At 58.0% G+C, this 25,623-nt stretch carries 26 protein-coding genes and 1 riboswitch; of the genes, 14 read left to right on the forward strand and 12 right to left on the reverse strand.

Translation table 11 applies throughout. The annotated features are described in order from the left end of the window. The first annotated feature begins 58 nt into the window (after nucleotides 1-58). The 5 genes from F6A13_RS02815 (at nucleotide 59) to F6A13_RS02830 (ending at nucleotide 2,280) form a co-directional block, all read left to right on the forward strand. A complete protein-coding gene (locus tag F6A13_RS02815; RefSeq protein ID WP_197722433.1) occupies nucleotides 59-511 on the forward strand; it encodes a GNAT family N-acetyltransferase in 453 nt (150 codons plus the stop codon). Nucleotides 512-654: 143 nt separating this feature from the next. Beyond that, nucleotides 655-1,140, forward strand: a complete 486-nt coding sequence (locus tag F6A13_RS02820) for a VOC family protein (protein ID WP_113526855.1) — start codon at nucleotides 655-657, stop codon at nucleotides 1,138-1,140. Next, nucleotides 1,133-1,258: a hypothetical protein gene (locus F6A13_RS15730; protein ID WP_264158131.1), complete on the forward strand. Its 126-nt coding sequence runs from the start codon at nucleotides 1,133-1,135 to the stop codon at nucleotides 1,256-1,258. Before F6A13_RS02820 ends, F6A13_RS15730 begins: the two co-directional genes overlap by 8 nt. A gap of 89 nt (nucleotides 1,259-1,347) precedes the next feature. Beyond that, nucleotides 1,348-1,761 carry a GFA family protein gene (locus F6A13_RS02825; protein ID WP_126604942.1) on the forward strand — a complete coding sequence of 138 codons (414 nt, stop codon included), beginning with the start codon at nucleotides 1,348-1,350 and terminating at the stop codon, nucleotides 1,759-1,761. A 39-nt stretch (nucleotides 1,762-1,800) separates the two neighbouring features. Further along, entirely contained in the window at nucleotides 1,801-2,280 is a 480-nt protein-coding gene (locus F6A13_RS02830; RefSeq protein WP_126604944.1) for a GNAT family N-acetyltransferase, read from the forward strand. Here the strand turns inward: F6A13_RS02830 and F6A13_RS02835 are convergent. Both F6A13_RS02835 and F6A13_RS02840 read right to left on the reverse strand, forming a co-directional pair. Then, complete coding sequence (locus F6A13_RS02835; protein ID WP_225981921.1) at nucleotides 2,223-2,813, reverse strand: GNAT family N-acetyltransferase; 591 nt, start codon at nucleotides 2,811-2,813, stop codon at nucleotides 2,223-2,225. The two genes, F6A13_RS02830 and F6A13_RS02835, sit on opposite strands and share 58 nt — an antisense overlap. After that, complete coding sequence (locus tag F6A13_RS02840; protein WP_225981922.1) at nucleotides 2,810-3,064, reverse strand: DUF1778 domain-containing protein; 255 nt, start codon at nucleotides 3,062-3,064, stop codon at nucleotides 2,810-2,812. Before F6A13_RS02840 ends, F6A13_RS02835 begins: the two co-directional genes overlap by 4 nt. Nucleotides 3,065-3,265: 201 nt before the next feature. On the opposite strand from F6A13_RS02840, the gene F6A13_RS02845 reads away from it, so the two are divergent. The 3 genes from F6A13_RS02845 (at nucleotide 3,266) to F6A13_RS02855 (ending at nucleotide 6,363) form a co-directional block, all read left to right on the forward strand. Continuing rightward, nucleotides 3,266-3,685, forward strand: coding sequence for a transposase (locus F6A13_RS02845; protein WP_264158145.1), 420 nt, complete (start codon nucleotides 3,266-3,268; stop codon nucleotides 3,683-3,685). Nucleotides 3,686-4,093: 408 nt separating this feature from the next. Next, complete coding sequence (locus F6A13_RS02850) at nucleotides 4,094-5,278, forward strand: cytochrome-c peroxidase (RefSeq protein ID WP_225981923.1); 1,185 nt, start codon at nucleotides 4,094-4,096, stop codon at nucleotides 5,276-5,278. Between the two features lie 587 nt (nucleotides 5,279-5,865). After that, nucleotides 5,866-6,363: a uracil-DNA glycosylase family protein gene (locus F6A13_RS02855; protein ID WP_225981924.1), complete on the forward strand. Its 498-nt coding sequence runs from the start codon at nucleotides 5,866-5,868 to the stop codon at nucleotides 6,361-6,363. A 33-nt stretch (nucleotides 6,364-6,396) separates the two neighbouring features. Here F6A13_RS02855 and F6A13_RS02860 read toward each other — a convergent pair whose 3' ends face one another. The 9 genes from F6A13_RS02860 to F6A13_RS02900 form a co-directional block, all read right to left on the reverse strand. After that, nucleotides 6,397-7,872, reverse strand: a complete 1,476-nt coding sequence (locus tag F6A13_RS02860; protein ID WP_126604948.1) for a protein adenylyltransferase SelO — start codon at nucleotides 7,870-7,872, stop codon at nucleotides 6,397-6,399. Nucleotides 7,873-7,875: 3 nt separating this feature from the next. Continuing rightward, entirely contained in the window at nucleotides 7,876-10,134 is a 2,259-nt protein-coding gene (gene clpA, locus F6A13_RS02865) for an ATP-dependent Clp protease ATP-binding subunit ClpA (RefSeq protein WP_126604949.1), read from the reverse strand. A gap of 3 nt (nucleotides 10,135-10,137) precedes the next feature. After that, nucleotides 10,138-10,446, reverse strand: coding sequence for an ATP-dependent Clp protease adapter ClpS (gene clpS, locus F6A13_RS02870; protein WP_113526848.1), 309 nt, complete (start codon nucleotides 10,444-10,446; stop codon nucleotides 10,138-10,140). A 176-nt stretch (nucleotides 10,447-10,622) separates the two neighbouring features. After that, a complete protein-coding gene (locus F6A13_RS02875; protein ID WP_113526847.1) occupies nucleotides 10,623-11,399 on the reverse strand; it encodes a peptidylprolyl isomerase in 777 nt (258 codons plus the stop codon). Nucleotides 11,400-11,414: 15 nt separating this feature from the next. Further along, nucleotides 11,415-12,026, reverse strand: a complete 612-nt coding sequence (locus F6A13_RS02880; protein ID WP_126604950.1) for a DJ-1 family glyoxalase III — start codon at nucleotides 12,024-12,026, stop codon at nucleotides 11,415-11,417. A gap of 138 nt (nucleotides 12,027-12,164) precedes the next feature. Next, complete coding sequence (locus tag F6A13_RS02885) at nucleotides 12,165-13,613, reverse strand: S41 family peptidase (RefSeq protein WP_126604952.1); 1,449 nt, start codon at nucleotides 13,611-13,613, stop codon at nucleotides 12,165-12,167. 63 nt (nucleotides 13,614-13,676) lie between these two features. Further along, a complete protein-coding gene (locus F6A13_RS02890; RefSeq protein ID WP_126604954.1) occupies nucleotides 13,677-15,089 on the reverse strand; it encodes a murein hydrolase activator EnvC family protein in 1,413 nt (470 codons plus the stop codon). Between the two features lie 3 nt (nucleotides 15,090-15,092). After that, on the reverse strand, nucleotides 15,093-16,622 hold the full coding sequence (gpmI, locus tag F6A13_RS02895) for a 2,3-bisphosphoglycerate-independent phosphoglycerate mutase (RefSeq protein WP_126604956.1): 1,530 nt from the start codon (nucleotides 16,620-16,622) through the stop codon (nucleotides 15,093-15,095). Nucleotides 16,623-16,689: 67 nt separating this feature from the next. Beyond that, complete coding sequence (locus F6A13_RS02900) at nucleotides 16,690-19,176, reverse strand: glycogen/starch/alpha-glucan phosphorylase (RefSeq protein WP_113526842.1); 2,487 nt, start codon at nucleotides 19,174-19,176, stop codon at nucleotides 16,690-16,692. 143 nt (nucleotides 19,177-19,319) lie between these two features. On the opposite strand from F6A13_RS02900, the gene F6A13_RS02905 reads away from it, so the two are divergent. Beyond that, nucleotides 19,320-19,769: a host attachment protein gene (locus F6A13_RS02905; RefSeq protein ID WP_113526841.1), complete on the forward strand. Its 450-nt coding sequence runs from the start codon at nucleotides 19,320-19,322 to the stop codon at nucleotides 19,767-19,769. A gap of 33 nt (nucleotides 19,770-19,802) precedes the next feature. Then, nucleotides 19,803-20,189 carry a rhodanese-like domain-containing protein gene (locus F6A13_RS02910; RefSeq protein WP_126604958.1) on the forward strand — a complete coding sequence of 129 codons (387 nt, stop codon included), beginning with the start codon at nucleotides 19,803-19,805 and terminating at the stop codon, nucleotides 20,187-20,189. An 11-nt stretch (nucleotides 20,190-20,200) separates the two neighbouring features. Here F6A13_RS02910 and F6A13_RS02915 read toward each other — a convergent pair whose 3' ends face one another. After that, the gene (locus F6A13_RS02915) at nucleotides 20,201-21,142 is read right to left on the reverse strand and encodes a carbohydrate kinase family protein (RefSeq protein WP_113526839.1); all 942 of its coding nucleotides are present in this window, start codon (nucleotides 21,140-21,142) and stop codon (nucleotides 20,201-20,203) included. Between the two features lie 120 nt (nucleotides 21,143-21,262). On the opposite strand from F6A13_RS02915, the gene F6A13_RS02920 reads away from it, so the two are divergent. From F6A13_RS02920 to metF, 4 genes are all read left to right on the forward strand, one after another. Further along, complete coding sequence (locus F6A13_RS02920; RefSeq protein WP_113526838.1) at nucleotides 21,263-21,868, forward strand: outer membrane beta-barrel protein; 606 nt, start codon at nucleotides 21,263-21,265, stop codon at nucleotides 21,866-21,868. Nucleotides 21,869-22,010: 142 nt separating this feature from the next. Further along, nucleotides 22,011-23,180, forward strand: a complete 1,170-nt coding sequence (metK, locus tag F6A13_RS02925) for a methionine adenosyltransferase (protein ID WP_113526837.1) — start codon at nucleotides 22,011-22,013, stop codon at nucleotides 23,178-23,180. A 36-nt stretch (nucleotides 23,181-23,216) separates the two neighbouring features. Beyond that, a riboswitch (S-adenosyl-L-homocysteine riboswitch) is annotated at nucleotides 23,217-23,348 on the forward strand. 19 nt (nucleotides 23,349-23,367) lie between these two features. Continuing rightward, nucleotides 23,368-24,774 (forward strand): adenosylhomocysteinase, encoded by a 1,407-nt coding sequence (gene ahcY, locus F6A13_RS02930; protein WP_126604961.1) that lies wholly within the window; start codon nucleotides 23,368-23,370, stop codon nucleotides 24,772-24,774. Further along, on the forward strand, nucleotides 24,774-25,592 hold the full coding sequence (metF, locus tag F6A13_RS02935) for a methylenetetrahydrofolate reductase [NAD(P)H] (protein ID WP_113526835.1): 819 nt from the start codon (nucleotides 24,774-24,776) through the stop codon (nucleotides 25,590-25,592). The genes ahcY and metF overlap by 1 nt, the downstream gene beginning before the upstream one ends. The last annotated feature ends 31 nt before the right edge of the window (nucleotides 25,593-25,623 follow it).

Raw genomic sequence — 25,623 nt, forward strand, 5'->3', positions numbered from 1 at the left:
ACGCCGCTTCGCGGCGCGGATTAATTCAAATGTTAGGCACCAAGGAACAATAGACACGATGATGCAACTTACTTCTGCAAATACTTCGGACATCCCAGCACTTTGCGCATTGCTGGATATCTTGTTTTCTCAAGAAGCAGAGTTTAAACCCGATCACGAAGCACAAAGCCGTGGCTTAGCTCGCATCCTTAGCAATCCAGAAATTGGGCTTATCGTTGTCGCTCGTCAAGACAGCCAAGTGATCGGTATGGTTAATCTTCTCTACACAGTATCTACGGCGCTCGGCGAGCGCGTCGCGCTACTGGAAGATATGGTAGTGTCCCCCGCCGCTCGCGGCGCTGGTGTTGGTTCTCGGCTCCTGGAGCAAGCTATTCAATTCGCGCGCTTGAACGGGTGCAAACGCATTACCTTGCTCACAGACTGCGCGAATGAATCAGCGCAACGATTTTATCAAAGGCATGGTTTCGGTTTTTCGGCCATGATCCCTCTTCGTCTTTCGCTGGGCGAATAGGTTGCTATGCCTAACATGGCATTCGAGCGAGACGCGCCATAAGCGGCGCGCCCCTCAACTTTACGTTAGACCGCCAATGGGGAATCGTTGACTTCATCCGGGAACGGCACAGACTCTATTTCTAACTACGATAGAGGACCATCATGACCAAGATCGCAAAGAACACGATTTGCCTTTGGTACGAACGCGATGCCGAGGAGGCGGCGCTATTCTACGCCAAGACCTTTCCCGATTCGTCCGTCGGCGCGGTGCATCGCGCACCGGGCGACTTTCCGTCGGGCAAGCAAGGGGACGTATTGATAGTCGAGTTTACCGTGATGGGTATACCCTGCTTGGGGCTGAATGGCGGACCCGCGTTCAAGCACAATGAAGCGTTCTCGTTCCAGGTTGCCACGGAAGATCAGGCCGAGACCGATCGGTACTGGAATGCGATCGTCGGCAACGGCGGCCAAGAGAGCGAGTGCGGTTGGTGCAAAGACAAGTGGGGCGTCTCCTGGCAAATTACGCCAATTGCGTTGATCAAGGCGTATACCAATCCCGATCTCTCCGCCGCCAAGCGGGCGTTCGATGCAATGATGACGATGAAAAAAATAGACATCGCCGTGATCGAGGCGGCGGTTCGTGGCTAGAAGCTGGCGGTCTAACAACAGCATGCAGCGGACGGCGCTGCGCGCCCGCGAACGAGAAGCGAGTGGTACGAACATCTGGGCGGCGGGCGGACACCGCTACGCGGCTTCGCTCGCGTGAGCCTCCGCGCACTTCGTGCCCTACGGCCTCAGGCGGGTGCCGCACAACTCGCACCTCGTTATGCACCCATTAACAGATAGGAGTCTTTTATGAATGCAAAGTATTCTGGGCAGTGTCTTTGTGGGGAGATCAGTTATTCAGTTGATATTGAGCCAATGTTTACTGGAAATTGTCATTGCAAAGACTGTCAAAGATCATCAGGCAGTGCATTCATTCCGGCGATGATTTTCCCTGAGAAAGATGTTGTTGTTTCAGGTGAAGCAAAATATTTTGAGTCTCAGGCAGACAGCGGAAATATGCACAAAAGAGATTTCTGCCCGAATTGTGGTTCTCAATTGTTCGCACGGTTCAGCAGTATGCCAGGGATGCTGGGTATAAAGGCTGGAACTTTAAATGACCCATCAAATTATGTTCCAAAGTTAGATTTCCATGTAGGTAGTGCTGCGCCTTGGGACTTTATGAACCCAGAGCTACCTAAAAAGCATGGGGCTGCGCAAAGCTAACGATAGTACATAACAATCTAATCAAGCCGGGCTTACGAAATGACATCGAACTTTTCCATACAAAGAGCAACTGCAAGTGATGCCCATGAAGTCGCCATCATGGTGGGTGAATTACTGCACGAAATTATGAGTGCAATTGGTATGCAGGCCTTCAATTTCAATCTTCATGAAACATCGGCCAAGCTGAAAGATTTCATTGACCGAGAGAAGTACTTTGTTTTTATCGCCATAGGGGGGAATACAAGCCAAATGGGCTTTATTGCGCTTTACGAAAGCTACGCGTTATATGCTGAGGGCGCCTTTGGTACGATTGCAGAGCTATTTGTGCGTCCAGGCTACCGGTCACAAGACATAGGACAGCGCCTTATAGAGCAAGCAAAGTTGTTCGGCAACTCGCGCGGTTGGAAGCGACTAGAAGTTACGACTCCTCCACTCCCACAGTTCGACAGAACACTCGCCTTTTACGAGAAGGAAGGGTTCGCAATTACGGGCGGTCGCAAGTTAAAGGTTGCTTTGTGACACAAGACATCAGAATCTGTTTTGTCGGAGATTCGTTCGTTAGCTTTGACGGTACTCACGCGCAGCATCAACGTCATCGGATGTTGTGGTGACTCCTGAAAGCCGTAGTGCTCATAGAACTGTTTGGCGCGTTCGTGGAGCGCATGAACCAGCAAAGCGCGAACTCCGGTGTTCTGCGATACGGTGATGGCCCGATTCACCGCGTCTTGCAGCATGGCTGCCCCCAGTTTGATGCCTTGTGCCCGTCGATCCACCGCCAGCCTGCCAAGCACCATGACGGGAACCGGATCGGGCATATTGCGACGAACCGAGCCGGTCGCCAGTTGATGAGAGACCGCACCAGCTGACATGGAGTAGAAGCCACGCACACGATTTTCTTCATCAACGACCACAAAACTCCTGCTGGCGCCAGTGAGCTGGTTGTTCATCGCCCGGCGTTTGAGCCACTCCTCCAGAGCAGGCTCTCCGCACTCAAAGTCGCCCAACAGATGCGTCGCGGCAAGTGGTTGCGGCGAGGATAGCTTCAAGCTCATGCTGGATTGCTTTCCCATGGCGCCTTGACCGCCATCAACCGCTCAAGACCCTCATTGGCGCGTGGCGGCGCATCAAGCATGGCGGTGAACTGCCGGAATTTTTCCGCATCCAGCCCAAAGAACACCTGATCGAGCAGCACCGATTGCGCACGCTCGCCGGCGGCTTCCAGCATGAAATCGGAACGGTTTTTGCCCAGCAGGTGGGCGGCGTGGTCAATGAGATCACGTTGTTCCGGCTGGGCGTTGGGCATTCTCATGGCTAGCGGCTAAACTTGGCGCATGGCACCTACTATTTTCCTTCAAGGGGCATTTCGCTTTTTCTTTTTTTCACGCGAAGAACCACGAATACACGTTTATGTTACTCATACCGATGGTGAAGCCAAATTTGGGTTGGAGCAGAAATTGAGTTGGCATTGAACCAAGGGCTTTCTCAAAAACAGGTCGGCGAGGCGTTGGCTCTGGTTCACGCCCATCACGAGGAGGCCAAGCGTCTGACCTTTGCCACACCGGGCAAGGATGCCGAAACCATCGCGCGCTTTACCGATGACTTGCGGGTTCATGGTGGAGATGCCGAGGCGATCCAGGAAGTCAGCATGGACCTGTCCCCTGCCTTCCAGAAAGGGGGAAAAGAGCATTTGCCCAATGCTCAGATGACTTTTGATCGTTTCCACCTGATGAAACTGGTCAACACTTTGCTGAAGGTCTGGGGGGGAGATGCTAAGGCCAGCGGTCTGCCCCCTCTGGTCAAGGTGGCCTACACCATCATGAATCACTGGGACGGCTTCTTGCACTGGTTTGATAGCCACATCACCAACGGCATTCTGGAGGGGTTCAACCTGCTGCAATCCGCTAAATCCAAGGCACGCGGCTAGATGCCGAACGAAGTCGGCGGACTCACGGACGCGGACGTCCAGGCGCGCATCGCGCGTGGCGAGGTCAACCAGGCGGTGATGCAGCCGAGACGCTGCGCTATTTCGACGCCCAAGGGGTCGCGATCAAGCTCCTGTCGGGAGACCACCCGGCTACCGTCGGCCAGGTCGCGTCGCAGCTCGGGATAGATTGGAAGCGGGCATAGGACTCGGCTAGAATGACCGAGTTCGCGTCCGACCTAAAAATGGAGAAGTGCACCGTTTTGTCTGATGTTTGGTCGCAAACGGAAATAAATCAGAAACAATAGGATAGGATCGTTTTGGCAGCACGAATATGAGACACAATGATCTCAAATATCTCATAGTTGAGATATTGAACTGCTTTTCTTGGCACGGTCTAGACTTTTACCGTTGATTGCTTTTAAATTAATTCTAGTATTGTTCCTGTTCGTGGAGGAGTTTATGGAAAAGGCAGGTAGTCTACATGCGCGGAAACGGCATAGGTTGGCCGCCGCCCGTACGGTTTTGGCGGCGGCCGTTGGTTTTGGTGGAATCGCTGTAGCCTTCGCCTTCGGTGGCGAGTTCCCCTCGAAGGTTCCGGTACCAGCAAACAACCCCATGACACCCCAAAAAATCTCTCTGGGTAAGCAGTTGTTTTTTGATCCACGACTATCCCTTACCGGCGATGTCTCCTGTGAAACCTGTCATAATGTCATGGGCAACGGCAGTGACGGCTTGCCACTTTCGTTCGGCGTGCTTGGCCGGGTGGACACCCCTCGTCACGCGCCATCGGTATTTAATGCCGCCTTCAATACCGTGCAGTTCTGGGACGGACGAGCCGATAGCCTAGAGGCTCAGGCCAAAGGCCCCATCCTCAACCATGTGGAAATGGGCATGCCGAATGCAGCAGACCTGGTCAAACGCCTGCAGGAAATACCTGGCTATCGCGATGAATTTCGCAAGGTATTCGGTGACAAGGACCCTATCACCTTCGACCATGTTGTACAGGCTATAGCCACTTATGAGCGCACTCTGGTAACGCCAGACAGTCCCTATGACCGCTACGTCAAAGGCGACAAGGCAGCACTTAGCAGTAGCGCCATAGAGGGCATGAAAACAATCCGCTCGTTTGGATGTGAGTCATGTCACGCCGGACCGATGTTCGACAATCCCGGTACGCCCATGGGGACTGGTTGGTTTCAGAAATTCCCGGTGCAGCCACACAATCCGGTCTGTGCCAAATACGTACAGAAATATCATCTCATGGACGATCCTGGTCGTTTCGATGTGACCCACAAAGCGGTAGACATGCATGTATTCAAGGTCCCTAGTTGGCGCAATGTCGCTCTGGAAGCGCCCTATTTCCAAAATGGCTCCGTGCGCACCCTGCAAACCGCGGTGCGGGTCATGGCTGCCTGTCAGTTGGGCCTGACGGTCACGAATAAGCAGGTGAGCGATATCGTTTCCTTTTTAGATAGCCTCACCGGGAAATTTCCCAAGGAGACCATGCCAACCCTTCCAGAGACGCCTAACACTACCATTATGATGAATGTTTCTCGATTGCAAAAAGTGGCAGTAGAAAATGAGAAGAAGTGAATTCTACTAGGGGCGGTTAGAAATCTCATCCAAGGAGCAAAAGGTATGCAACAACGTTCGGCACCCCAGGAAACTATTGGCACCCCAGCCAAGCTTTGTTCCCATTGATTTCCAAGTCAAACCCATCATTCCGGCGGACGCGCTAAAGCGTGCCGCTGGATTCACCGGTGTGTGCCGGGCATGGCACATAGCTACCCAGGTGCGAGTCCTGGGGCCAGGTTTCCGCAGAGCCGAAGGCAAGGGGGAGGGCAAGGGCGTTGTCGCGACACAGGGTCTGAAGGAAGTTGGCTCGACTCCAACGCTGCGGGGCGATGAACAAAAACCGGATAGGAGGCGTGGTGCATCTGGGACGAGCGGGTATATGACCGCGAAGTCCTCCATCTGCGGTTGTTGGGATGCACTTTGTAAATCCGGCGGCAGCGCAGAAAGTGATGTTTTGCTTGATCACACTCACCCCTATCCCGAATAGATTTTTAATGTCCGATTCCACGACGTATGGTGATCCTCTTACCGCGCTACTCGCTCGTGTTCGCCATTGCGAACTTTGCGCCGGGCAGCTGCCGCTTGGTGCGCGTCCGGTGCTGCAGATGGATTCGCGCGCCCGTATTTTGATCGCTGCGCAGGCTCCGGGCAGGAAGGTGCACGAAACAGGTATTCCCTTCAACGATGCCAGCGGCGATAGGCTTCGTACCTGGCTGGGTATCTCCCGAGAGGTATTCTACGACGCCCGACAGGTGGCGCTCGTGCCCATGGGATTCTGCTACCCAGGCACCGGAACGTCCGGAGACTTGCCGCCGCGGCCAGAGTGCGCTCGTGTCTGGCATGGGGAGTTACTGCCGCATTTGCAGCATCTGCAACTCACTCTGGTCATCGGCCAGTATGCCCGGGCTTATCACCTTCCTGCCGAGGCCGGAACGCTGACGGAGGTGGTTCATGCATGGCGCGAAAACTGGCCCAACCGCATACTGCTGCCGCATCCCAGCCCGCGTAATAATCTGTGGCTGAAGCGCAATCCGTGGTTCGAGAAAGAACTCATTCCGGCGCTTCAGGCGCGTGTTGCCGAGGTGCTTGCGCAGGACCGTTGACCTGGCATTCAGGAAGGGTGTTATGGTAATGCGCTACGTCCCGCAAAAGGTTTTGAATGGCCCGAAATCCTCGGGAGCGGGCTGGGCATAGCTCTCCAGCCCCGGACGCTCCGTGAAGGGCTGTTCCAGCACGGCGAGCAGCGCTTTGAACGGGGTGAGGTCCTGATCCTGCGTAGCGGCGGCCAGGGCTTCCTCGACTTTGTGGTTGCGGGGTATGTAGAGCGGATTGACCTGATCCATTGCCTTGGCGCGCGCCTCCGCGGTGGTGTTTTCGCGCGCCAGTCGGGCCTGCCATTGCGCCAACCAAAGATCAAACGGCGCCGGGTTGGTAAAGTGGGCGCGGACCTGCGCCGGATCACCGTGCACTGCCGCTGACAAACCGCGGAAGACCTGTGTGTAGTCGGCATTCTGGCCTTCCATGGCGGACAAAAGAGCTTGCGCCAGCGCGAGATCGCCGTCCTCCGCCGTGGCCAGGCCCATTCTGGCGCGCATGCCATCGAGCCAGTGGCGGGTGTAGAGCGTAGGAAACTCGTTGATCTGCTCGGTCAGCAGGCGCACGGCCTCATCGGGGTCGGGGTGAACCAGATCAATCAGGGTTTCGGCGAAGCGCGTGAGATTCCACTGCGCAATCAATGGTTGGTGGGCGTAGGCATAACGGCCCTGCGCGTCGATGGAGCTGAAAACGGTCTCCGGATCGTAGTGATCCATGAAGGCGCAGGGGCCGTAATCGATGGTCTCGCCGGCGATACTCATGTTGTCTGTGTTCATCACACCGTGAATGAAACCGACCAGCATCCAGCGCGCGATCAGGGCTGCCTGTGCGGCGGATACCGCCGCAAACAGCTCCAGATAGGGATTGTCCGCACTTTTCAGGGTGGGGTAGTGGCGGGCGATGGTGTAATCAGCCAGTTGTTTGACCCGGGCGTTTTCGTTGCGTGCGGCAAAAAACTGAAAGGTGCCGACGCGAATATGGCTGGCGGCGATGCGGGTGAGGATGGCGCCGGGGAGCGATGTTTCCCGACGGACGGTTTCCCCTGTCGTGACGGCGGCCAGCGCGCGGGTCGTGGGTATGCCCAGCGCATGCATGGCTTCGCCGATGACATATTCGCGTAGCACCGGCCCCAGTGCCGCCTTGCCATCGCCGCCCCGCGAAAAGGGCGTGCGACCAGAGCCTTTCAGTTGCATATCCCGGCGCCGACCATGGCGATCGACCAACTCGCCGAGCAAGAGGGCGCGGCCGTCCCCCAGTTGCGGAGAGAAGTGGCCGAACTGATGACCGGCATAGGCCTGGGCCAAGGGCAGCGCGCCTTCCGGGACCTGATTCCCGGAAAAAATGGCGGCACCCAGTTCATCGTCCAGCGTGGCACTGTCGAGCCCCAGCTCCTCCGCCAGTGCCTGGTTCAACAGCAGCAGTCGGGGCGCTGGTGCCGTGGCCGCCTGCCAGGGGGCGTAAAAACCCTCCAGATCGCGCGCATAGCTATTGTCAAAACGGAATAATGCCTTATCCATTCGTCAGTCTTGATGCACGGGCACCGGTATTTCCAGTTTCACCTCACCGTTCTCCAGGCGCGCGGTGATTCGCGTGCCCTTGGGTAGGTCGCCAAAGAGGATATGCTCCGCCAGCGGCTTCTTCAGGTGTTCCTGAATCATCCGCGTCATCGGCCGTGCGCCCATCTGCGGGTCGTAGCCCTTGTCCGCCAGCCATTGCCGTAGTTCAGCGCTGATTTCCAGGCTATAGCCTTTTTGCAGCAACTGCTCGTCCAACTCCATGACGAACTTGTCCACCACGTGTAGCACCGTCTCCTTAGAGAGCGGTGTGAAGGGTACGACGGCATCCAGGCGATTGCGGAACTCCGGCGCGAAGACCCGGCGGATGGTCTCCATTTCCTGCCCGCCATCACTCTGGGGGGCGTTCATGAAACCAATATTCGCTTTGCCGCGCGCCTCAGCCCCCGCATTGGTGGTCATGATCAACACCACATTGCGGAAGTCCACCGTGCGGCCGCCGGCATCTGTCAGCTTGCCGTGATCCATCACTTGCAGGAGCACATTGAAGATGTCCGGGTGTGCCTTCTCAATCTCATCCAACAACAGCACCGCATGTGGGTTACGGCTCACCGCCTCTGTCAGTTGTCCAGCCTGATCATACCCGACATATCCTGGCGGTGCCCCGATGAGTCGCGACACCGTATGCCGTTCCATGTATTCACTCATGTCGAAGCGCAGTAGCGGAATGCCGAGCAGGCTGGCCAACTGCCGACTGAGCTCGGTCTTGCCCACGCCGGTCGGGCCGGAGAAGAGAAAACTCCCCACCGGCTTTTCATGGTGGCGCAGGCCTGCCCGTGCCATTTTGATGGCCGCGGCGAGTTCGTGGATGGCCTTTTCCTGACCAAAGATGACAAATCCCAGATCCCGCTCCAGATTCTTCAGGGCCTGCCGGTCATCGGTAGAGACGCTCTTACCCGGAATACGTGCCACTCGGGCGACCATCTCTTCGATGTCATGCACACCGATGCTCTTCTTGCGTCGGGAGGCTGGCAAAAGCGCTTGCGCGGCGCCCACCTCGTCGATGAGATCAATGGCCTTGTCGGGTAGATGACGATCGTGGATGTGCTTGACGGACAGCTCCACCGCCGCGCGCAACGCCGTATCGGTATAACGCAGGCCATGATGCTGCTCGAATTGTCCCTTCAGTCCGCGCAAAATCTGCACAGACTCTTCCTGAGAGGGCTCCGGCACGTCAATTTTCTGGAAGCGGCGGGTTAGCGCGCGATCCTTCTCAAAATACTGGCGGAACTCCTGATAAGTGGTCGCCCCGATACATTTCAGTTCACCGGAGGCGAGAGCCGGCTTCAGCAGATTGGAGGCATCCATGGCGCCACCCGAAGCGGCTCCGGCGCCGATCAGGGTGTGAATCTCGTCGATGAACAGGATGCTGTTGGGTTTTTTGCGCAGTGCCTTCAGCACCCCTTTCAGGCGTTCTTCAAAGTCACCTCGGTAGCGAGATCCGGCGATCAACGCCCCCAAATCCAGGGCATAAATCGTCGCGTTTTCCAGCATCTCCGGCACTTTTCCAGCGACAACAGCACGCGCAAGACCCTCGACGATGGCGGTTTTCCCGACCCCAGGTTCACCGACGAAGAGGGGATTGTTTTTCCGGCGCCGTGCCAGCACCTGCAGGGCCCGGATCAACTCCTCCTGGCGTCCGATCAGCGGGTCCAGCCGTCCGGCCCGTGCCATGGCGTTGAGGTTGCGCGCATAAACTGCGAGCGGATCCTTGCTGTCTCCCTTCTTCTCCGTGGTGCGCTCGACTTCCTCTTCTTCCTCATCCATGACTTCATCCTTGCGCACGCCGTGCGCCAGAAAATTGACCACATCGAGTCGTGTCACATGTTCTTTCTGCAGGAAATAAACGGCGTGGGATTCCCTTTCGGCGAAGATGGCAACAATGACATTGGCCCCCGAAACCGCTTCCTTACCCGCCGACTGCACATGGTAGAGGGCGCGCTGAATGACCCGTTGAAAACCTATGGACGGCTGGGTATTGACGGTGCCCGCTGGACCCATGGCGGGCACTTTGCGTTCCAGAAACTGCCGTAGTTCCACAGACAGATGGGCGCGGTCGGCGCCACAGGCGCTGAGCACATCCATACCGTCGGGGTTGTCCAGCAGGGCCAGTAGGAGATGTTCCACGGAGGCATATTCATGTCCATACTGGCGAGCAATCTGGAAGGCTTGGTTGATGGACTGTTCCAGGGGTTTGTCGATCATGGTTTACTCCTTTTCCATGATACAGCGCAGTGGATGCTGGTGTTGCCGTGCGTCGGCGGTGACCAGGGCCACCTTGGTTTCCGCGAGATCATAAGGAAAAATCCCGCACAATCCCTTACCCTGCTGGTGGACGGTCATCATCACTGCCACCGCCTCATCATGGGGCTTATGAAAATACGCTTCAAGAATATGCACGACATAGTCCATGGGCGTGAAATCATCATTTACCAGTAGTACCCGGTACATGCGGGGCTCCTGTGCCTGCGGTTCGCGCTCCAGGATGGTACTGCGACGATGTTGCGTTCTACCCATGACCTACACTCCATAATGTTTGTTGTTCGCCGTCATTGTGGCGCCTGCCTTTTGCGCTGGCAAGGTATCCCATGAGGCAGTTCCGTATCAGCCGGTTCTTCGAAGGTGGGGGCGGTGGGCGGTAAAAAAAGCGCCGGGGAGATTCCCGGCGCTTTTTGTTGGGGCGATACCCAAAATTACTTGGTGATATTGATCTTCGCCTGGCTGCGCAGGTTGGAGACGAACTTGGCGGCCTCCTGCTGCTGCAGTTGCGCCTTGATGCGATCCTTCATGGCGCTTAGTGTCGGGGGGGTCAGGGCACGCGTTGCCTGCACCTCGATCACATGGTAGCCGAACTGGGTCTGCACCGGGCCAACGGGCTTGTCGATAGGAGCTGTCTCAATGGCCTGAGCGAAGGGCGGAACGACCATACCGGGGACAATCCAACCCAGCTCGCCACCATGAGCGGCGCTGGCCTTGTCGATGGAGTATTTTTCCGCCAGAGCGGAGAACTTCTGACCGGCCTTGAGATCGCCAATGATCTTGTCGGCCTCGGTCTTCGTCTTCACCAGGATGTGCCGCACTTCAAATTCCTTCTTGCCCATGGCCTGAACGAATTTGTTGTAGGCATTCTGAATATCGGTTTCCGGAATGGGGTGCCCTTTCACATACTGTTCGACCGCCGCATCGGCCAGAATCTGACGTTTGGCCATGGCTAAGCGTTCTTTCACGTCAGCGGACTGGCCTAGCTTGTGACTGACGGCGTACTGCGAAAGCACTTCCATGTTGACCAGATTCTGCACCACCTGCTCGCGGGCATTGGGCTCCTTGGCGAGCGCCGGGCTCATGGACATGATGGCCTGCACCTCGCTGTTATCAATGGTGGCGCCATTGACGGTGGCGACGGGGGCAGCAAAAGCGGGTATAGCAAAAGCGCTGACAGTGGCAGCAAGAATGACCACGCGAAGTTTCATAAATTTTCCTTCAGGTTAAGTGATGCTGACCCTATTATCCATAGTGGCGGACAAAGGGGAAGTCTCCGGGGTGCTACGTTGCAGTGGTGCCTCCGTTTCCTGACGTTTTTCAGGACCGAGGAGGAATTCCACCAGGGTAAGGGCAAAATCCATGGCCGTACCGGGTCCGCGGGATGTGATCAGGGGACCGTCGACCACTACGGCATCTTCCCGGTAGGTATAATCCCGGCTCTGCGGATCGAGGGTACCGGGATATGCGGTGACCTGACGGCCATCGAGCAGGTGATGGGCGGCTAGCATGCCGGGTGCGGCACAGATGGCGGCTATGATCTGCCCCTGCCGGGTTCGTTCCTGCAGAAGCCCGAGGAGCGGCTGATGCTTTGCCATGCGCTCCACACCCCCGATCCCACCAGGAAGCAGGATCACATCGATATCAGCGTCGGCCACATCGGCCAACAGTGCGTCTGGTTGCAGGCACAGCCCCCGTCCACCGGTGACCAAGCCGTTTTCCAGGCCGGCGAGGACCACTTGCAAACCCGCCCGCCGCAGGATATCGCAGGAGATCACTACCTCCATGTCCTCAAAACCATTCGCTACGGGGATCAGCACCTGTATCGCAGAAGTCACCGGCGCTTAGCTCCTTTCGAGAAAAAATACATCACCGCCTCCCCACTGACCAATCGGGAAATCACGTTGGATTGGACCACGTTGGCGCAGAATTTATCCATATGCAATGCATATCAGAACAAAATGGTGCTGGCCGGATCACTGTCCCACTGCCTTCGGAAGGGGGATCACCATGGGGACGCTATGCCCCTTTTCCTGCACCGGGACCGCTTGGTTTTGCAGAATGGCGAGCGCTTCGCGCAGAGGATAATCCTTCACCAAGTTCGGTTTCAAGGTGCTGCTGGCGGCTATGGCTTCGTCTGCCGCCGTGGATTCGGAAGCGTCGGTCGGTGTCGCCACCGTGGCGGAAGCCGGCAGGGCGATGGTATATCGGGGTGTAGCCTTGCGGCACTCGTCCGGCGCTTTCAGCACGCCATGTAGTTCCGACTCCTTCAGGAGATCCGCATCCAGTGCGCGCAGCCGCGCATTGGATGGCTGCACCTCGATGTTGGGGACGATGCCCTCGCTCTGGATGGAGCAGCCTGCCGGGGTGTAATAAAGTGCCGTCGTCAGTTTGAGGGCGCCGCCGTTGCTCAGTGGTATCACCGTTTGTACCGATCCCTTGCCAAAGGTGCGCTGACCCATGATCAGGGCGCGGTGGTCATCCTTGAGCGCGCCGGTAACGATTTCCGCCGCCGAAGCCGAGCCGCCATTGATGAGTACGATCATGGGGGCGCCGTGGAGATAATCGGGTCCGTGGGCGGAGAAACGCATGTCGCTGTCGTCGGTGCGCCCTTTGGTATAGACGATCAGCCCTTTGTTGAGGAAGGTGTCCGCTGTTTCGACCCCTGCTCCGAGCACGCCCCCCGGATTGTTGCGGAGGTCAAGGATCAGACCTTTGAGGTGCCCGCCAGCTTCCTGCTCCAGATGCTCCACCGCCTTGCGGGTTGCGCTGCCGGTGTTTTCCTGAAACTGACTGATGCGGATGTAGCCATAACCAGGCGCCAGCATGGCAGAACGTACGCTCCGCACCTTGATGATGGCGCGGGTGAGGGTCAGAGTCAGGGGTTGCGCCTGATGCGGCCGCAAAATAGTCAGGGTTACCTGTGTTCCGGGTTTGCCACGCATCATGTCCACGGTTTTCTGCAGAGGGATGCCCTGCAGGGCCTTATGGTTGATTTTGACGATGATGTCGCCCGATTCGATACCAGCCTTGGCGGCCGGCGTACCGTCAATGGCGCTGATGACCTTGAGCACGCCACGCTCGCCGGTCACTTCGATGCCCAGCCCGCCAAACTTGCCGTCGGTGAACACCTGCATTTCTTTGAATTCTTTAGGCGTCAGATAGGCGGAATGGGGGTCCAGGGCGCTGACCATGCCGTTGATGGCGCCATTCATCAGTTTTTTGTCGGAAGTGGGGTCGACGTAATGAGATTTGACGATCCCGAAGACCTGGCTAAAGGTTCGGATCTGTTCCAGAGGGATACTATCCTGATCCTTTGCAGCATGAACGGTGACGGCAAAACTGGCGCTGACACCCAGAACGAGCCCGACGCTGACGCCCAGCAGGATACCGGAGCGCGGCTTGGGGAAGCGGGGAACGGACATAAGATAAGTCTCCAAAAGTGTGGGTCCAGCGCAGGACGCTTGGCTGAACCGGCAGCATGATTCTCAGTTATGGATGTAATCCAGCGGATTGACCGGGCGGCCAGCATTCCGCATCTCGAAATAGAGACCATCGTTCCCCAGTTCGCCGCCGCTGCCCACGCTGCCGACCTGGCGTCCGGTAGAAACCTGCTCTCCAACGTGGACATCGGTAGCGCCCAGGTGCCCGTATATGGACAACAAACTATGTGCGATCTGCACGATGACAATCTGTCCATAGCCTCGCAAAGGCCCCGCATAAAGTACCATGCCCGGCGCGATGGCGCGAACCTTCGTCCCTACCGGGGCCTGAAAGGTGATACCCTGCCAGTCGAGTCCGCCAGTCACCCGGGGTGCGCCGAAACGCGCGGTAACCGGACCGGTTACCGGCGGGGGGTAATTACCGTGCCCGACGATGGGGGTTGTGGGCAATGCGGGAGCGGGGGCGATCACCGGCGGACGAACTACGGTGGTGGGTGGCTGCTTTTGTGCATTCGCCGCACGTTGAACCTGTCGTGCCCGCTCTGTTTCCTGCGCCCGCAGCGCCCGCTGTTCCGCTTGCCTTTCCTGGGCCAGATGATGTTGCGCGGCAGCTGCCCGTTGCGCGGAGATTGCCGCCGCCCGACGGGCCGCAGCGGCGGCAGCGGCCTTGCGTCGTGCTTCGGCGGCAGCTTTGGCGCGGGCGACTTCTTCCTGATGACGGAACTGAACCGTCAGACGGCTCACCAATCCATTGAGAATATTGGCATTCGCCTGTAATTCTGCGATCTTGGTCTTGTCGGCGGCAATGCGGGCTGCAAGCTGGTTTTCCAGTGCGGCGTGAACCTCACGCTGTTGCCGGAGCGTTTGTTCCTGCGCACTGACCTGTTGCGCCAACTGAGCGAGATGGGTTTCGTGGATTTGCACCTCGTGCCGAGTCTTCCGTATCTGTTGCGCGGTGCCTTGGGTTTTGACGATCAGTGCGCTGCGCGCCCTGGCCAGAGACTCATAAAAGACGCTCATGCGCCCCAGTTCTCCGGGGCGTTCCGTTTGCAGCCAGACGGCCAGTGGGGTAACTCCGCCGAGCATGTATGCGCCGCGAAGCTGCCGGGCGAGGATGCCTTTCTGTTGACTCAGTTCCGCCTGCAGTGCATGGATTTTTACCCGCAGTTCGGCCAATTGTGCCTGTGCCGAGTGTTGTTGCTGCTGGATTCCGGCCAGCTTTTTTTGCGTCGCAACAACCCGCTGATCGAGTGCGCTGATTTCTACGCGCAGTTGCGCCTGGGTTTTCTGCCCCGCCGCGAGATGCGCCTGTATCTGCCCTAGATTCTCGTGTATATGCTCCAGTTTTTTCTGGCTATTTTGTATTTTTTCCTGAAGCGTTGCCGCTCCCGCACCGGCCGGGAGGAGCAAGATCAAGGCAAGCAGCGCGCCGACGCGGGGACGGGACAGAAGGGGCATGGGTCAGAGGAACTGCACCAGGTTTTTGCCGCCCATTTCAGGGGGCACCGGCAAGTCCATGAGCCGGAGCAAGGTGGGCGCCAGGTCCTCCAGCGCCCCCCCGGATAGGATCTCTGCAGGGCGTCCGATGTAGAGCAGGGGCACCGGGTTACAGGTATGAGAGGTGTGCGCCTGGCCGCTCCCGACATCCAGCATCTGCTCGACATTGCCATGATCGGCTGTGATCAGCGCTTCGCCGCCTACGGCGCGCACGGCGCTGACAATACGCCCGAGGCTGCGGTCTACCGCTTCGACCGCAGCAATGGCGGCGGCCAGTTTACCACTGTGGCCGACCATATCGGGATTGGCGATATTGCAGATGATGGCATCGTACTGGCGACTTTCAACGCGGGCGACCAGGGCATCGGTCAGTTCATTCACGCTCATTTCCGGTTGCAAATCGTAGGTGGTGACCTTGGGAGACGGAATCAATACGCGATCTTCGCCGGGGAATATCCGTTCGTCACCGCCACTCAGGAAAAAGGTGACATGGGCGTACTTTTCGGTTTCGGCAATGCGCAACTGATGCAGGCCGAATTGGGATATCCATTCGCCAAAGGTATTTTTCAGACGAGCGGGGGGGTAAGCGACCCGTGCATCAAAATGCTCACTGTATTCTGTGAGGGTGACGAAATCTGCGAGTCGGGGTTTGACCTGTCGGGCGAAGCCGTCGAAGTCTGCCTCGACAAAGGGCCGGGTGATCTGGCGGGCGCGATCGGAGCGAAAGTTCATGAATAACACCGCATCGTGATCGCCGATGCAGGCGGGGTTGGCACCAATCCACGATGGGGCGACAAACTCGTCGCTTTCGCCACGGAGGTAGGCGGCAGCAAGCGCCTCTAAACCCGTGGCATAGTGCTCCCCCTTACCGAGGGTAAGCAGATCATAGGCCTGCTGGATCCGATCCCAGCGGTGGTCACGATCCATGGCATAAAAACGGCCGATCACCGAGGCCAGAGCGCCACCGTAGGTACTTATCTCGGCATTCAGTCGTTTCAGAGATGACTCCGCGCCGCGTGGCAGGGTATCGCGGCCATCCAGAAAGGCATGCACATAGACTCGTTCAGCGCCCCGGCCCCGCGCCAGACGTAGCGCGGCGAGGATATGTTCTTCGTGAGAATGCACCCCACCCGCTGAAAGCAGGCCCAGGATATGGACGGCACCGCCCTGAGCCCCGGCGGCATCCACCGCTGCACAGAGGGCGCTGTTGGAGTAGAAACTGCCGTCGGCGATGGCAAGATTCACGCGCTCGTACTCTTGGTACACCACGCGGCCTGCTCCGATATTGATATGCCCGACTTCGCTGTTGCCCATCTGTCCGCCGGGAAGCCCCACAGACGCCCCGGAAGCGTTGATGAGACCATGGGGATAATTTTGCCACCAGCCATCCCAGTTTGGCGTGCGCGCTTGGGCAATGGCGTTATCTTCAGAATCCTCCCGGTAGCCCCATCCATCGAGGATCAGGAGCAACACCGGACGTGGTTTTTGAATCATCAGTTTCCTCTGCACAGCGAACGCACCCCGTTAATGATGCGCATTAGAACAGATCAGGCGAATGCTGTCATGGGGTCATGACCAGAGGTGTGAGGTGCCAGATGTCCGCGTTGTACTGAGCAATGGTCCGGTCGCTGGAAAAAATCCCGCTCGCCGCAGTGTTGAGAATGCTCAGCCGTTGCCATTCGGTCTGATCATGCCAGACATCTGCCGCCTCCCGTTGCTTGACTTTATAGCTGGTGAAATCGGCGAGCACCATCCACGGGTCATGGGGATGGGTGATGGCGTGGACGATGGGGTCGAAAATGCCCGGTTCGAACGCGTTGAAATAGCCGCTCTGCAACAGGTCCATGACCCGTGCCAAATCGTGGTCCGCCTGGATATATAGCTCCGGATGGTAATGCCTGCGCAATTGGCTGACCTCTTCGGCATTCAACCCGAAAAGGAAAAAGTGCTCGGCGCCTACCGCGTCGCGGATCTCGATGTTGGCGCCGTCCAGGGTGCCAATGGTCAGGGCCCCGTTCATCATAAACTTCATGTTGCCGGTGCCGGAGGCCTCCTTGCCTGCCGTGGATATCTGCTCGGAGAGGTCGGTTGCCGCGCAAATCTGCTCCATGAGGGAGACTCGGTAATCCGGTAGAAAGCTCACCCGCAACAAGCCTTCCGTATCCGGATCATGATTGATGACATTGGCGATATTGTTGATGAATTTGATGGTGCGCTTGGCCATGAAGTATCCTGGCGCCGCCTTGCCCGCAAACAGGACGTTGCGGGGAGTCACCTGGTTCGCTTCGCCGCGCTTGATGCGGTCGTAGAGATGGATGACATGCAGGGCATTGAGCAGTTGCCTTTTATATTCATGGACGCGCTTTACCTGCACGTCCACCAGGGCATCGGGGATGAAAGTGACGCCGGTATGCTGATGCACCAGTGTCGCCAGCCGTTCCTTGTTGGCGCGGCGTACCTCCGCCCAGCGCTTGCGGAACTTCGCATCGTCCGCTGCCGGCTCCAGATCCCGCAGCCGTTCCAGGTCGTGCTTCCAGTCCGGCCCGATGCGCTCGGTAATAAGATCGCGGAGCCCGGGGTTGGCCCATTGCAACCATCGTCGCGGTGTCACCCCATTGGTTTTGTTGTTGAATTTCGTCGGCCAGAGGTGGTGGAAGTCGGCGAAAAGATCCTCACAGAGGAGCTTGGTGTGCAGTGCCGCAACCCCGTTTACCGAGAAGCTGCCTACCACGGCGAGGTGCGCCATGCGCACCATCTGCTCGTCGCCTTCTTCGATGATGGACAATCGTTGCAGCAGGCCGGTGTTGCCCGGTGCGCGCCGTGCCACTTCCTGCAGAAAACGTGCGTTGATTTCCATGATGATTTCCAGCAGGCGCGGGAGGAGCTGCCGGAATAAACGCACCGACCACCGTTCCAGTGCCTCGGGCAGCAGGGTGTGGTTGGTGTAGGCCATGGTATGGCTAGTGATGTCCCAGGCTTCCTCCCAGCTCAGACCGTGTTCATCCATCAACAGGCGCATCAGTTCCGGCACGGCACAACTGGGATGGGTATCATTGAGTTGGAAACAGTGATGTTTGGCAAAATTGCGGAAATCTTCACCGTGGATGGCAACCCAGTCCGCGACCACATCCTGAAGGCTCGCGGAAGCCAGGAAATACTGCTGGCGCAGGCGCAGTTCCTTACCGTTTTCACTGCTGTCATTGGGATAGAGCACCATGCTGATGTGCTCGGCGTTGTTTTTGGCGGCGACGGCTTCCGGGTAGGCGCCGGCGTTGAATTCGCCGAGATCAAAGATGTCGGTGGCCGTCGCCCGCCAGAGACGCAGGGTATTGACCACCTCATTGCGATAACCGGGGATGGGAATGTCGTAAGGTACGGCAAGCACGTCGTGGGTGTCGACCCAACGCTGATGGAACCTCCCCTGGGCATCGTGATATCCGTCGCTGCGCCCGAAAAAGTGAACGCGGCGTATCCGTTCCGGTCGTTTCAGCTCCCAGGGGCACCCATTCCTCAGCCAGTGGTCAGGTTCCTCCACCTGCTCGCCCCCGCGAATTTCCTGACGGAACATGCCGTAGCTGTAGCGAATGCCATAACCCGTGACCGGCAGACCGAGAGAGGCGCAGCTATCGAGAAAGCAGGCTGCAAGACGGCCCAGCCCACCGTTACCCAGACCAGCGTCGGGCTCAAGTTCCATGATGTCCACCAGCTCGCGATGCTCCCAGGTCAACGCCTCGCGCGCCGCGTCTTCCAGACCCAGGTTCAGCAGGGTGTTGCCCATGGCTCGCCCGAGCAGGAACTCCAGAGAAAGGTAAAAGGTGCGCCTGCCGCTTTCGGCGGCCACCTTTTTCTGGGTGTTTTTCCAACGTTCGACCAGGCGGTCACGCAGGCTCATGGCCAGCGCCGTATAAACGCTGTTGACAGGCTCCGCTGTTTCTTCGGCGCCCAATGTGCGCAGCAGATAATGGCAGGTGTCCATGCGCAGACGGAGGGCGTCCATGCCCAAGGGCGGTAGGGGGCAGGCGGTTTTGCTGAGGGGTTGGGAGGGCACTGTTGGAGATTCCTCAAGGACAGATAGCAGACGGGTCCATCATAGAATGATTCTACAAATCAGGGAAGAAAAAACCGTTGCTTGTTTTTTATCATTGCCGTATCCATCTATGTCAGGGATCATTCGAAAAAGGAGAATGTGAGATGGCTACGGTGACTTGGGTACTGGTGAGTAACGCCGCAGAGGCGCGCCTCTTTAAAAGTGAGGGCTGCAATACCGGGCTGCATCTGGTACAGGATTGGCAGCATCCCGACAGCCGCAAGCACCAGGACGAACTGGTGACGGATGCGGGAGGGCGCGTTCAGCAGAGCTTCGCTGCGGGAGCACGGCCTGGTATCGAATGGCAAACCAGTCCTAAGGAGGCGGAAATGCTGCATTTCGCCAATGAGCTGGCGACCTATTTGGGCGCGGCGCGAAAGCAGAATGCTTTCCAACACCTGGTGCTCGTCGCTTCTCCGCATATTCTGGGTTTGCTGCGCGAAAAACTGGATGCACCCACTAGCGCAATGATTTCAGGCACCTTGAGCAAGGATTATACTTATGTCGGTATCGAGGAGCTCAGTAAGCATCTCGCCGAAGTCATGTGTCCATGAGGGCGGGCCGCTTTTAGTGCGATGGGGAAGGTCATGGGGAAATCTCTTGCAGACTTTATACGGGCGGCGCGCCATCAGATTCGCGAAATAGACTGCGATACGTTGGAGGACTGGCTGCGGAGCCGGGACGATGTGCTGGTGGTGGATGTCCGGGAGTCCAGTGCCTTTCTGGAGGGGCATCTGCCGGGCGCTATCCATGTGCCTCGCGGTTATCTGGAGGCACTGGCGGACCCCGATTACGGCCATTGCCATCCGGAGTTGGCCGCTGCGCGCGATGGGGTCGTTGTCCTTTACTGTGACAGCGGAACACGTTCGGCGCTGGCAGCGGTGACCTTGCAGGAGATGGGCTTCACCGAAGTCTATAACCTTGGTGGCGGTATTAATGTCTGGGATGCCGAGGACAAGCCGGTCGTTTCCTGAGCCAGCAGGGCCTAGCCGATCGTCTCGCCGAAGTTCTCGCGATAGCGGGCCTGGAATTCCGGCCAGGTAAAGCGGTGATTCTGGGTGCCTGCTTGTTCAATTTTGTAGGCGCCCATCAGTGAGGCGACTCTGCCGCTGGTTTCCCAGCCGAGTTCGTGTTCCAGGCCGTACAGCAGCCCCGCGCGATAGGCGTCCCCGCATCCGGTGGGGTCTGTGACCGCTTTGGGCCTGGCCGCTGGAATGGTCGTCTCCCGGCCGTCATGATAGATCACCGAGCCGTGCTCGCCGCGGGTGACGATCAGGGCCTTGAGGCGCTGGCGAAGTTCGTTGAGGCCGAGGCCGGTGCGCGCCTGTACCATCTGGCATTCATAATCGTTGACCGTAAGGTAGTCTGCCCGGTCAATCAGGCGGGTCAGAGTTTCCGCATCGAAGAGCGGCAGACCCTGGCCCGGGTCAAACAGCGTGGGAATGCCGGCATTCGTAAGGTCTTCCAGATGCTGCACCATGGCGCCGAGTCCATCCGGTGCGACAATGGCCCAACGCACATTCTCGGGGATACGCCCGGCCAGGTGGTTTTCCTGGGCCTGAAACATCGCGCCGGGGTGAAAGGCGGTGATCTGGTTGTCGTCCAGATCGGTAGTGATGAAGGCTTGTGCGGTGTAGTGGTCCGGGAGAATCCGCAGCAGGGTGGTGTCTAATCCCTGTGCCTTCAGGTGATCAAGATAAGGCGTGAAGTCCTGGCCTGCTGTGCCGACGATCAGCGGATTGGCGCCCAGCAATTTGAGGTTATATGCGATGTTGCCGGCACAGCCGCCGAAGTCGCGCCGCATTTGCGGGACAGTAAAGGACACGTTCAGCATGTGTACCTGATCAGGCAGAATGTGCGCCTTGAAGTGGTCCTGAAAGACCATGATGGTATCAAAGGCCAGAGAACCGCAGACGAGAGTGGACATGAAAGCTCCTTGTTGGTTTTTCGGCAAAACGGACAGAGATTTGTGGTAAATGTATCTAAACTGGGCTATGATCATAACAGGTTTTATTGGGCAGTGCTGCCATATACGAGGTGCAAGGACATGAAGTGGGGGTTGCGCGCGGTGCTGGTGTTCATCGGGCTTGTCCTCGCCGTTCCGGCGTGGGCGGCCGGGCGGCCCGTGCGTGATGAAACCTACATCAACCTCTTTGGAGGGAATACCTTTTATGATGCCTCAAGCGGTCTGGACAACGGTGGCAATGCCGGGGTCGTCGGCTTGCGCATGGGGCGTCGGATAGATGCGCACGTGGGAGTGGAGGCGCAGGTGGCAGCAGCCTTTGCCCATCTGCAGGGCCCTGCACATGCTGTCGGTGCCAATCAGTACAGTGGTGCGATCCTCGGTAATCTTTACGCGCTTGGCAGCCCTGACACCCCCTATCTCTCCCTGGGTTTGGGGGCATCCAGCGACTTGTTTAACCACCAGCTCGGCCGGGGAACCTCGTTGATGGGCGTCTTCGGTGTAGGCTATCAGTATCTCGTAAATGATCACTTGGGGCTGCGCCTGGATGTGCGGGATCAACTGCTCTTCAATACCCCTACGCCGAATGCTTCCAACCTCAACGATGTCCAGGTGACCGGTGGTATTTCCTATTTTTGGGGTGGCGGCAAGAAGTCCTCCTTTCCGGTAGTTGGTCCGGCGCGCTCTTGAGGCCGCACCTCCGCTCCGCTTGAGCCAATTTTGCTTTTGCGGTGAGCGCGTTTCACTTCGCTTGTGGCGCTTTCCTTTGATATAGTGCGCGCTGTCCCTGTCCGCTGCGACAGGTCGGCCTAGCTATTGAGGAGCCCAGTGCATGTCCAAAAGTCATCTTTTCACCTCTGAATCCGTTTCCGAAGGTCACCCCGATAAAGTCGCGGATCAGATTTCCGATGCCATCCTCGACGCGATTCTGGCTCAGGACCCCCGCGGTCGCGTGGCGGCCGAGACGCTGATTACCACGGGTCTGATCGTGCTCGCGGGTGAAATTACCACCACCGCGGTGGTGGACTATGCGGATGTGGCGCGCCAGACCGTGCGCCGGATCGGTTACAACTCCTCGGACATGGGTTTTGACTGGGCCTCCTGCGCGGTGGTGCAGACCTTGGACAAGCAATCCCCAGATATCGCTCAAGGCGTGGACGAAGGTGCCGGCCTTGATCTCGATCAGGGCGCTGGTGACCAAGGCTTGATGTTCGGCTTTGCCTGTGACGAGACGGACGTGCTGATGCCGACGCCCATCTATTTTGCCCACCGTCTGACCGAGCGGCAGGCGATGGTGCGCAAAGATGGTCGCCTGCCCTGGCTGCGTCCCGACGCCAAGAGCCAGGTGACGGTACGCTATGAGGATGGTCGCCCAGTCGCCATTGATACCGTGGTGCTCTCCACCCAGCATGGCCCGGATATCAGCCATGCCGATCTCGTCGAAGCCGTGCGTGAGGAAATCATCAAGCCCGTCCTGCCTCCCGAGATGATCCATAAGGATACCAAGTACCTCATCAATCCCACCGGCCGTTTCGTGATCGGCGGACCCGTAGGTGACTGTGGTTTGACCGGGCGCAAAATCATTGTGGACACTTACGGCGGTCAGGGCAGTCACGGCGGCGGCGCGTTCTCCGGCAAGGACCCCTCCAAGGTGGACCGTTCTTCCTCCTACGCCGGACGCTATGTGGCGAAGAATATCGTGGCCGCAGGCCTCGCCAGGCGTTGCGAAGTGCAGGTGGCCTATGCCATCGGCGTCTCGCAGCCGGTGAGCCTGATGGTGGATACTTTTGGTACTGGCGTGATCGATGACGACCGGATTGCCGCCCTGGTGCAGGAGCACTTTGACCTGCGCCCCAAAGGTATCATCCAGATGCTCGACCTGTTGCGGCCCATCTATACCAAAACGGCTGCCTATGGTCACTTCGGTCGCGAAGAGCCTGAATTTACTTGGGAGCGGACCGACAAGGCCGCCGTCTTGCGCGACGCTGCCGGACTACGGTAAAAATGCCTTGGCGGGGAGTCGTCCCCGCTGGAAGATCGGGTCGAGGGGCGCTGCAGTCGTCATGCCTCCTGCGCTGATCCGGCCGGATGATTCCCCGGCCGGGAAGGTGTCGGAGTGACGATCAGGCTCGGCCTATGCTTCCCATCTGTAAAACTGCGCTCGCTTTCATGCTCAAGGAATGACTTACATGAATGCTGTGCTCAAAAATTCTGCTGATCACAAAGTCGCCGATATTTCCCTCGCTGCCTGGGGACGTAAAGAAATCCGCATTGCCGAAACGGAAATGCCGGCACTGATGACCATTCGCCGCAAATACCAGGCGCAACAGCCCCTCAAGGGTGCGCATATCGCTGGCTGCATCCACATGACCATCCAGACTGCGGTGCTCATTGAAACGCTGGTGGCGCTCGGCGCGGAAGTGCGCTGGTCCTCCTGCAACATTTTCTCCACCCAGGATCAGGCGGCGGCGGCCATCGCGGCGGCGGGCATCCCGGTTTTTGCCTGGAAAGGTGAGACGGAAGATGAATATTGGTGGTGTGTCGAGCAGACCATCACCGGCCCGGATGGCTGGCGCCCGAACATGCTGCTCGATGACGGTGGTGACCTCACTGGCCTGTTGCACCAGAAACATCCGGAATTGCTGACTGGCGTCCACGGCGTCTCCGAGGAAACCACTACCGGTGTGCATCGCCTCTGGGAAATGGCCCGGGAAGGGAGCCTGAAAATCCCCGCCATCAACGTCAACGACTCTGTGACCAAGAGCAAGAACGACAACAAGTATGGTTGCCGCCATTCTCTGAGTGATGCCATCAAGCGGGCCACCGATCATCTGCTCTCCGGTAAGCGCGCGTTGGTGCTGGGTTATGGCGATGTGGGCAAGGGTTCGGCGGCGTCCCTGCGTCAGGAAGGGATGATCGTCCGCGTCACCGAGGTGGATCCCATCTGCGCCATGCAGGCCTGCATGGATGGTTACGAAGTCGTATCGCCCTATAAGAACGGCATCAACGATGGCACGGATGCCTGCATCGATCGCGGCCTGCTCGGCCAGATAGATTTGCTGGTGACCGCGACCGGCAACTTCAACGTCTGTGATGCCGGTATGCTCAAGACCATCAAGAAGGGTGCCGTGGTCTGTAACATCGGCCATTTCGATAACGAAATCGATACCGCTTTCATGCGTAAAACCTGGGCCTGGGACGAAGTGAAGGCGCAAGTGCACAAGGTCTACCGTGATACCGCCGCCGGTAAGGCCTTTGATCCCGATAGCGATGATTACCTGATCCTGCTTTCGGAGGGGCGTCTGGTGAACCTGGGCAATGCGACGGGTCACCCCAGCCGAATCATGGATGGTTCTTTCGCCAACCAGGTGCTGGCGCAGATTCATCTGTACGGCGAGCGTTTTGCCGATCTGCCTGCTGCGGAGAAGGCCGGTCATATCTCCGTTACCGTTCTGCCCAAGGCGCTGGATGAAGAGGTGGCCCGCTATATGGTGGAAGGTTTTGCGGGGGTATTGACCCGTCTGACCGACGCGCAGTCCAGGTACCTCGGCGTGTCTGTGGATGGCCCCTTCAAAGCGGATGCGTACCGCTACTGATGGCGCATTCCGTCGAGTTCTTTCCCCCCAAAAATGCCGCGGGTGAGGAACGTCTGCGGGAGGCGATAACCGCGCTTCTCCCCCTGGATCCCGAGTATGCTTCGGTGACCTTCGGGGCGGGCGGGTCCACCCGTGAACGTACTTTTGCGACAGTGACCATGATCCGTCAGGATTATGATCTGGAGGCGGTGCCGCATCTCTCGTGCATCGGGTCTACGGAAGCGGGGATACGGGAGATTCTCGAAGATTATCGAAAGCAGGGCATACGCCGTATTGTGGCCTTGCGCGGTGATTTGCCGGAAGGTATGGAGAATCCCGGCCACTTTCAGCACGCTGCGGATCTGGTTGCATTTATCCGTCATTTCGGGGGCTTCGAGGTGTATGTGGCGGGCTATCCGGACATCCATCCCCGGGCGACTTCCGCCCGGAATGATGTGATGCACTTGGCAGCCAAGGTGCGAGCCGGGGCGGATGCGATTATCACCCAGTACTTTTTCAATCCCGACGCCTACTTGCAGTTGCGCGACGAGTTGCAACGAGAGGGCGTTGAAGTGCCGTTAGTGGTCGGCGTCATGCCCATCACCAATTTTGAACAGATTTCCCGTTTTTCTGCCATGTGCGGCGCCGATATTCCCCAATACCTGCGGCGGCGGATGGATGCGTACGCCGCCGATCCGCAATCCCAATATCAGTTGGGAATCGAGTTGCTGAGCAGGCAGTGTCAATTACTGCTGCGGGAGGGGGCACCTAGCCTGCATTTTTACACCCTGAATCAGGCCGAGGCGACGGCGGCGATCTGGCGTAATCTCGGTTTTTAGACAATATTGACGAGACGGCACCCTTTGTTAC

Source organism: Acidithiobacillus sp. 'AMD consortium' (assembly GCF_008926505.1).
In the GTDB taxonomy this organism is placed as follows: Bacteria; Pseudomonadota; Gammaproteobacteria; order Acidithiobacillales; family Acidithiobacillaceae; genus Acidithiobacillus; species Acidithiobacillus ferridurans.

What these genes read in the sequence shown, in the direction of transcription:
- metF (WP_113526835.1), top strand. Translation starts at nt 24,774, where the DNA reads ATGGCGCATTCCGTCGAGTTCTTTCCCCCCAAAAATGCCGCGGGTGAG.
- F6A13_RS02820 (WP_113526855.1), top strand. Translation starts at nt 655, where the DNA reads ATGACCAAGATCGCAAAGAACACGATTTGCCTTTGGTACGAACGCGAT.
- metK (WP_113526837.1), top strand. Translation starts at nt 22,011, where the DNA reads ATGTCCAAAAGTCATCTTTTCACCTCTGAATCCGTTTCCGAAGGTCAC.
- F6A13_RS02825 (WP_126604942.1), top strand. Translation starts at nt 1,348, where the DNA reads ATGAATGCAAAGTATTCTGGGCAGTGTCTTTGTGGGGAGATCAGTTAT.
- F6A13_RS02910 (WP_126604958.1), top strand. Translation starts at nt 19,803, where the DNA reads ATGGGGAAATCTCTTGCAGACTTTATACGGGCGGCGCGCCATCAGATT.
- gpmI (WP_126604956.1), bottom strand. Translation starts at nt 16,622, where the DNA reads ATGATTCAAAAACCACGTCCGGTGTTGCTCCTGATCCTCGATGGATGG.
- F6A13_RS02840 (WP_225981922.1), bottom strand. Translation starts at nt 3,064, where the DNA reads ATGCCCAACGCCCAGCCGGAACAACGTGATCTCATTGACCACGCCGCC.
- F6A13_RS02835 (WP_225981921.1), bottom strand. Translation starts at nt 2,813, where the DNA reads ATGAGCTTGAAGCTATCCTCGCCGCAACCACTTGCCGCGACGCATCTG.
- F6A13_RS02855 (WP_225981924.1), top strand. Translation starts at nt 5,866, where the DNA reads ATGGATTCGCGCGCCCGTATTTTGATCGCTGCGCAGGCTCCGGGCAGG.
- F6A13_RS02915 (WP_113526839.1), bottom strand. Translation starts at nt 21,142, where the DNA reads ATGTCCACTCTCGTCTGCGGTTCTCTGGCCTTTGATACCATCATGGTC.
- ahcY (WP_126604961.1), top strand. Translation starts at nt 23,368, where the DNA reads ATGAATGCTGTGCTCAAAAATTCTGCTGATCACAAAGTCGCCGATATT.
- clpS (WP_113526848.1), bottom strand. Translation starts at nt 10,446, where the DNA reads ATGGGTAGAACGCAACATCGTCGCAGTACCATCCTGGAGCGCGAACCG.
- F6A13_RS02875 (WP_113526847.1), bottom strand. Translation starts at nt 11,399, where the DNA reads ATGAAACTTCGCGTGGTCATTCTTGCTGCCACTGTCAGCGCTTTTGCT.
- F6A13_RS02860 (WP_126604948.1), bottom strand. Translation starts at nt 7,872, where the DNA reads ATGGATAAGGCATTATTCCGTTTTGACAATAGCTATGCGCGCGATCTG.
- F6A13_RS02815 (WP_197722433.1), top strand. Translation starts at nt 59, where the DNA reads ATGATGCAACTTACTTCTGCAAATACTTCGGACATCCCAGCACTTTGC.
- F6A13_RS02890 (WP_126604954.1), bottom strand. Translation starts at nt 15,089, where the DNA reads ATGCCCCTTCTGTCCCGTCCCCGCGTCGGCGCGCTGCTTGCCTTGATC.
- clpA (WP_126604949.1), bottom strand. Translation starts at nt 10,134, where the DNA reads ATGATCGACAAACCCCTGGAACAGTCCATCAACCAAGCCTTCCAGATT.
- F6A13_RS02920 (WP_113526838.1), top strand. Translation starts at nt 21,263, where the DNA reads ATGAAGTGGGGGTTGCGCGCGGTGCTGGTGTTCATCGGGCTTGTCCTC.
- F6A13_RS02830 (WP_126604944.1), top strand. Translation starts at nt 1,801, where the DNA reads ATGACATCGAACTTTTCCATACAAAGAGCAACTGCAAGTGATGCCCAT.
- F6A13_RS02885 (WP_126604952.1), bottom strand. Translation starts at nt 13,613, where the DNA reads ATGTCCGTTCCCCGCTTCCCCAAGCCGCGCTCCGGTATCCTGCTGGGC.
- F6A13_RS02905 (WP_113526841.1), top strand. Translation starts at nt 19,320, where the DNA reads ATGGCTACGGTGACTTGGGTACTGGTGAGTAACGCCGCAGAGGCGCGC.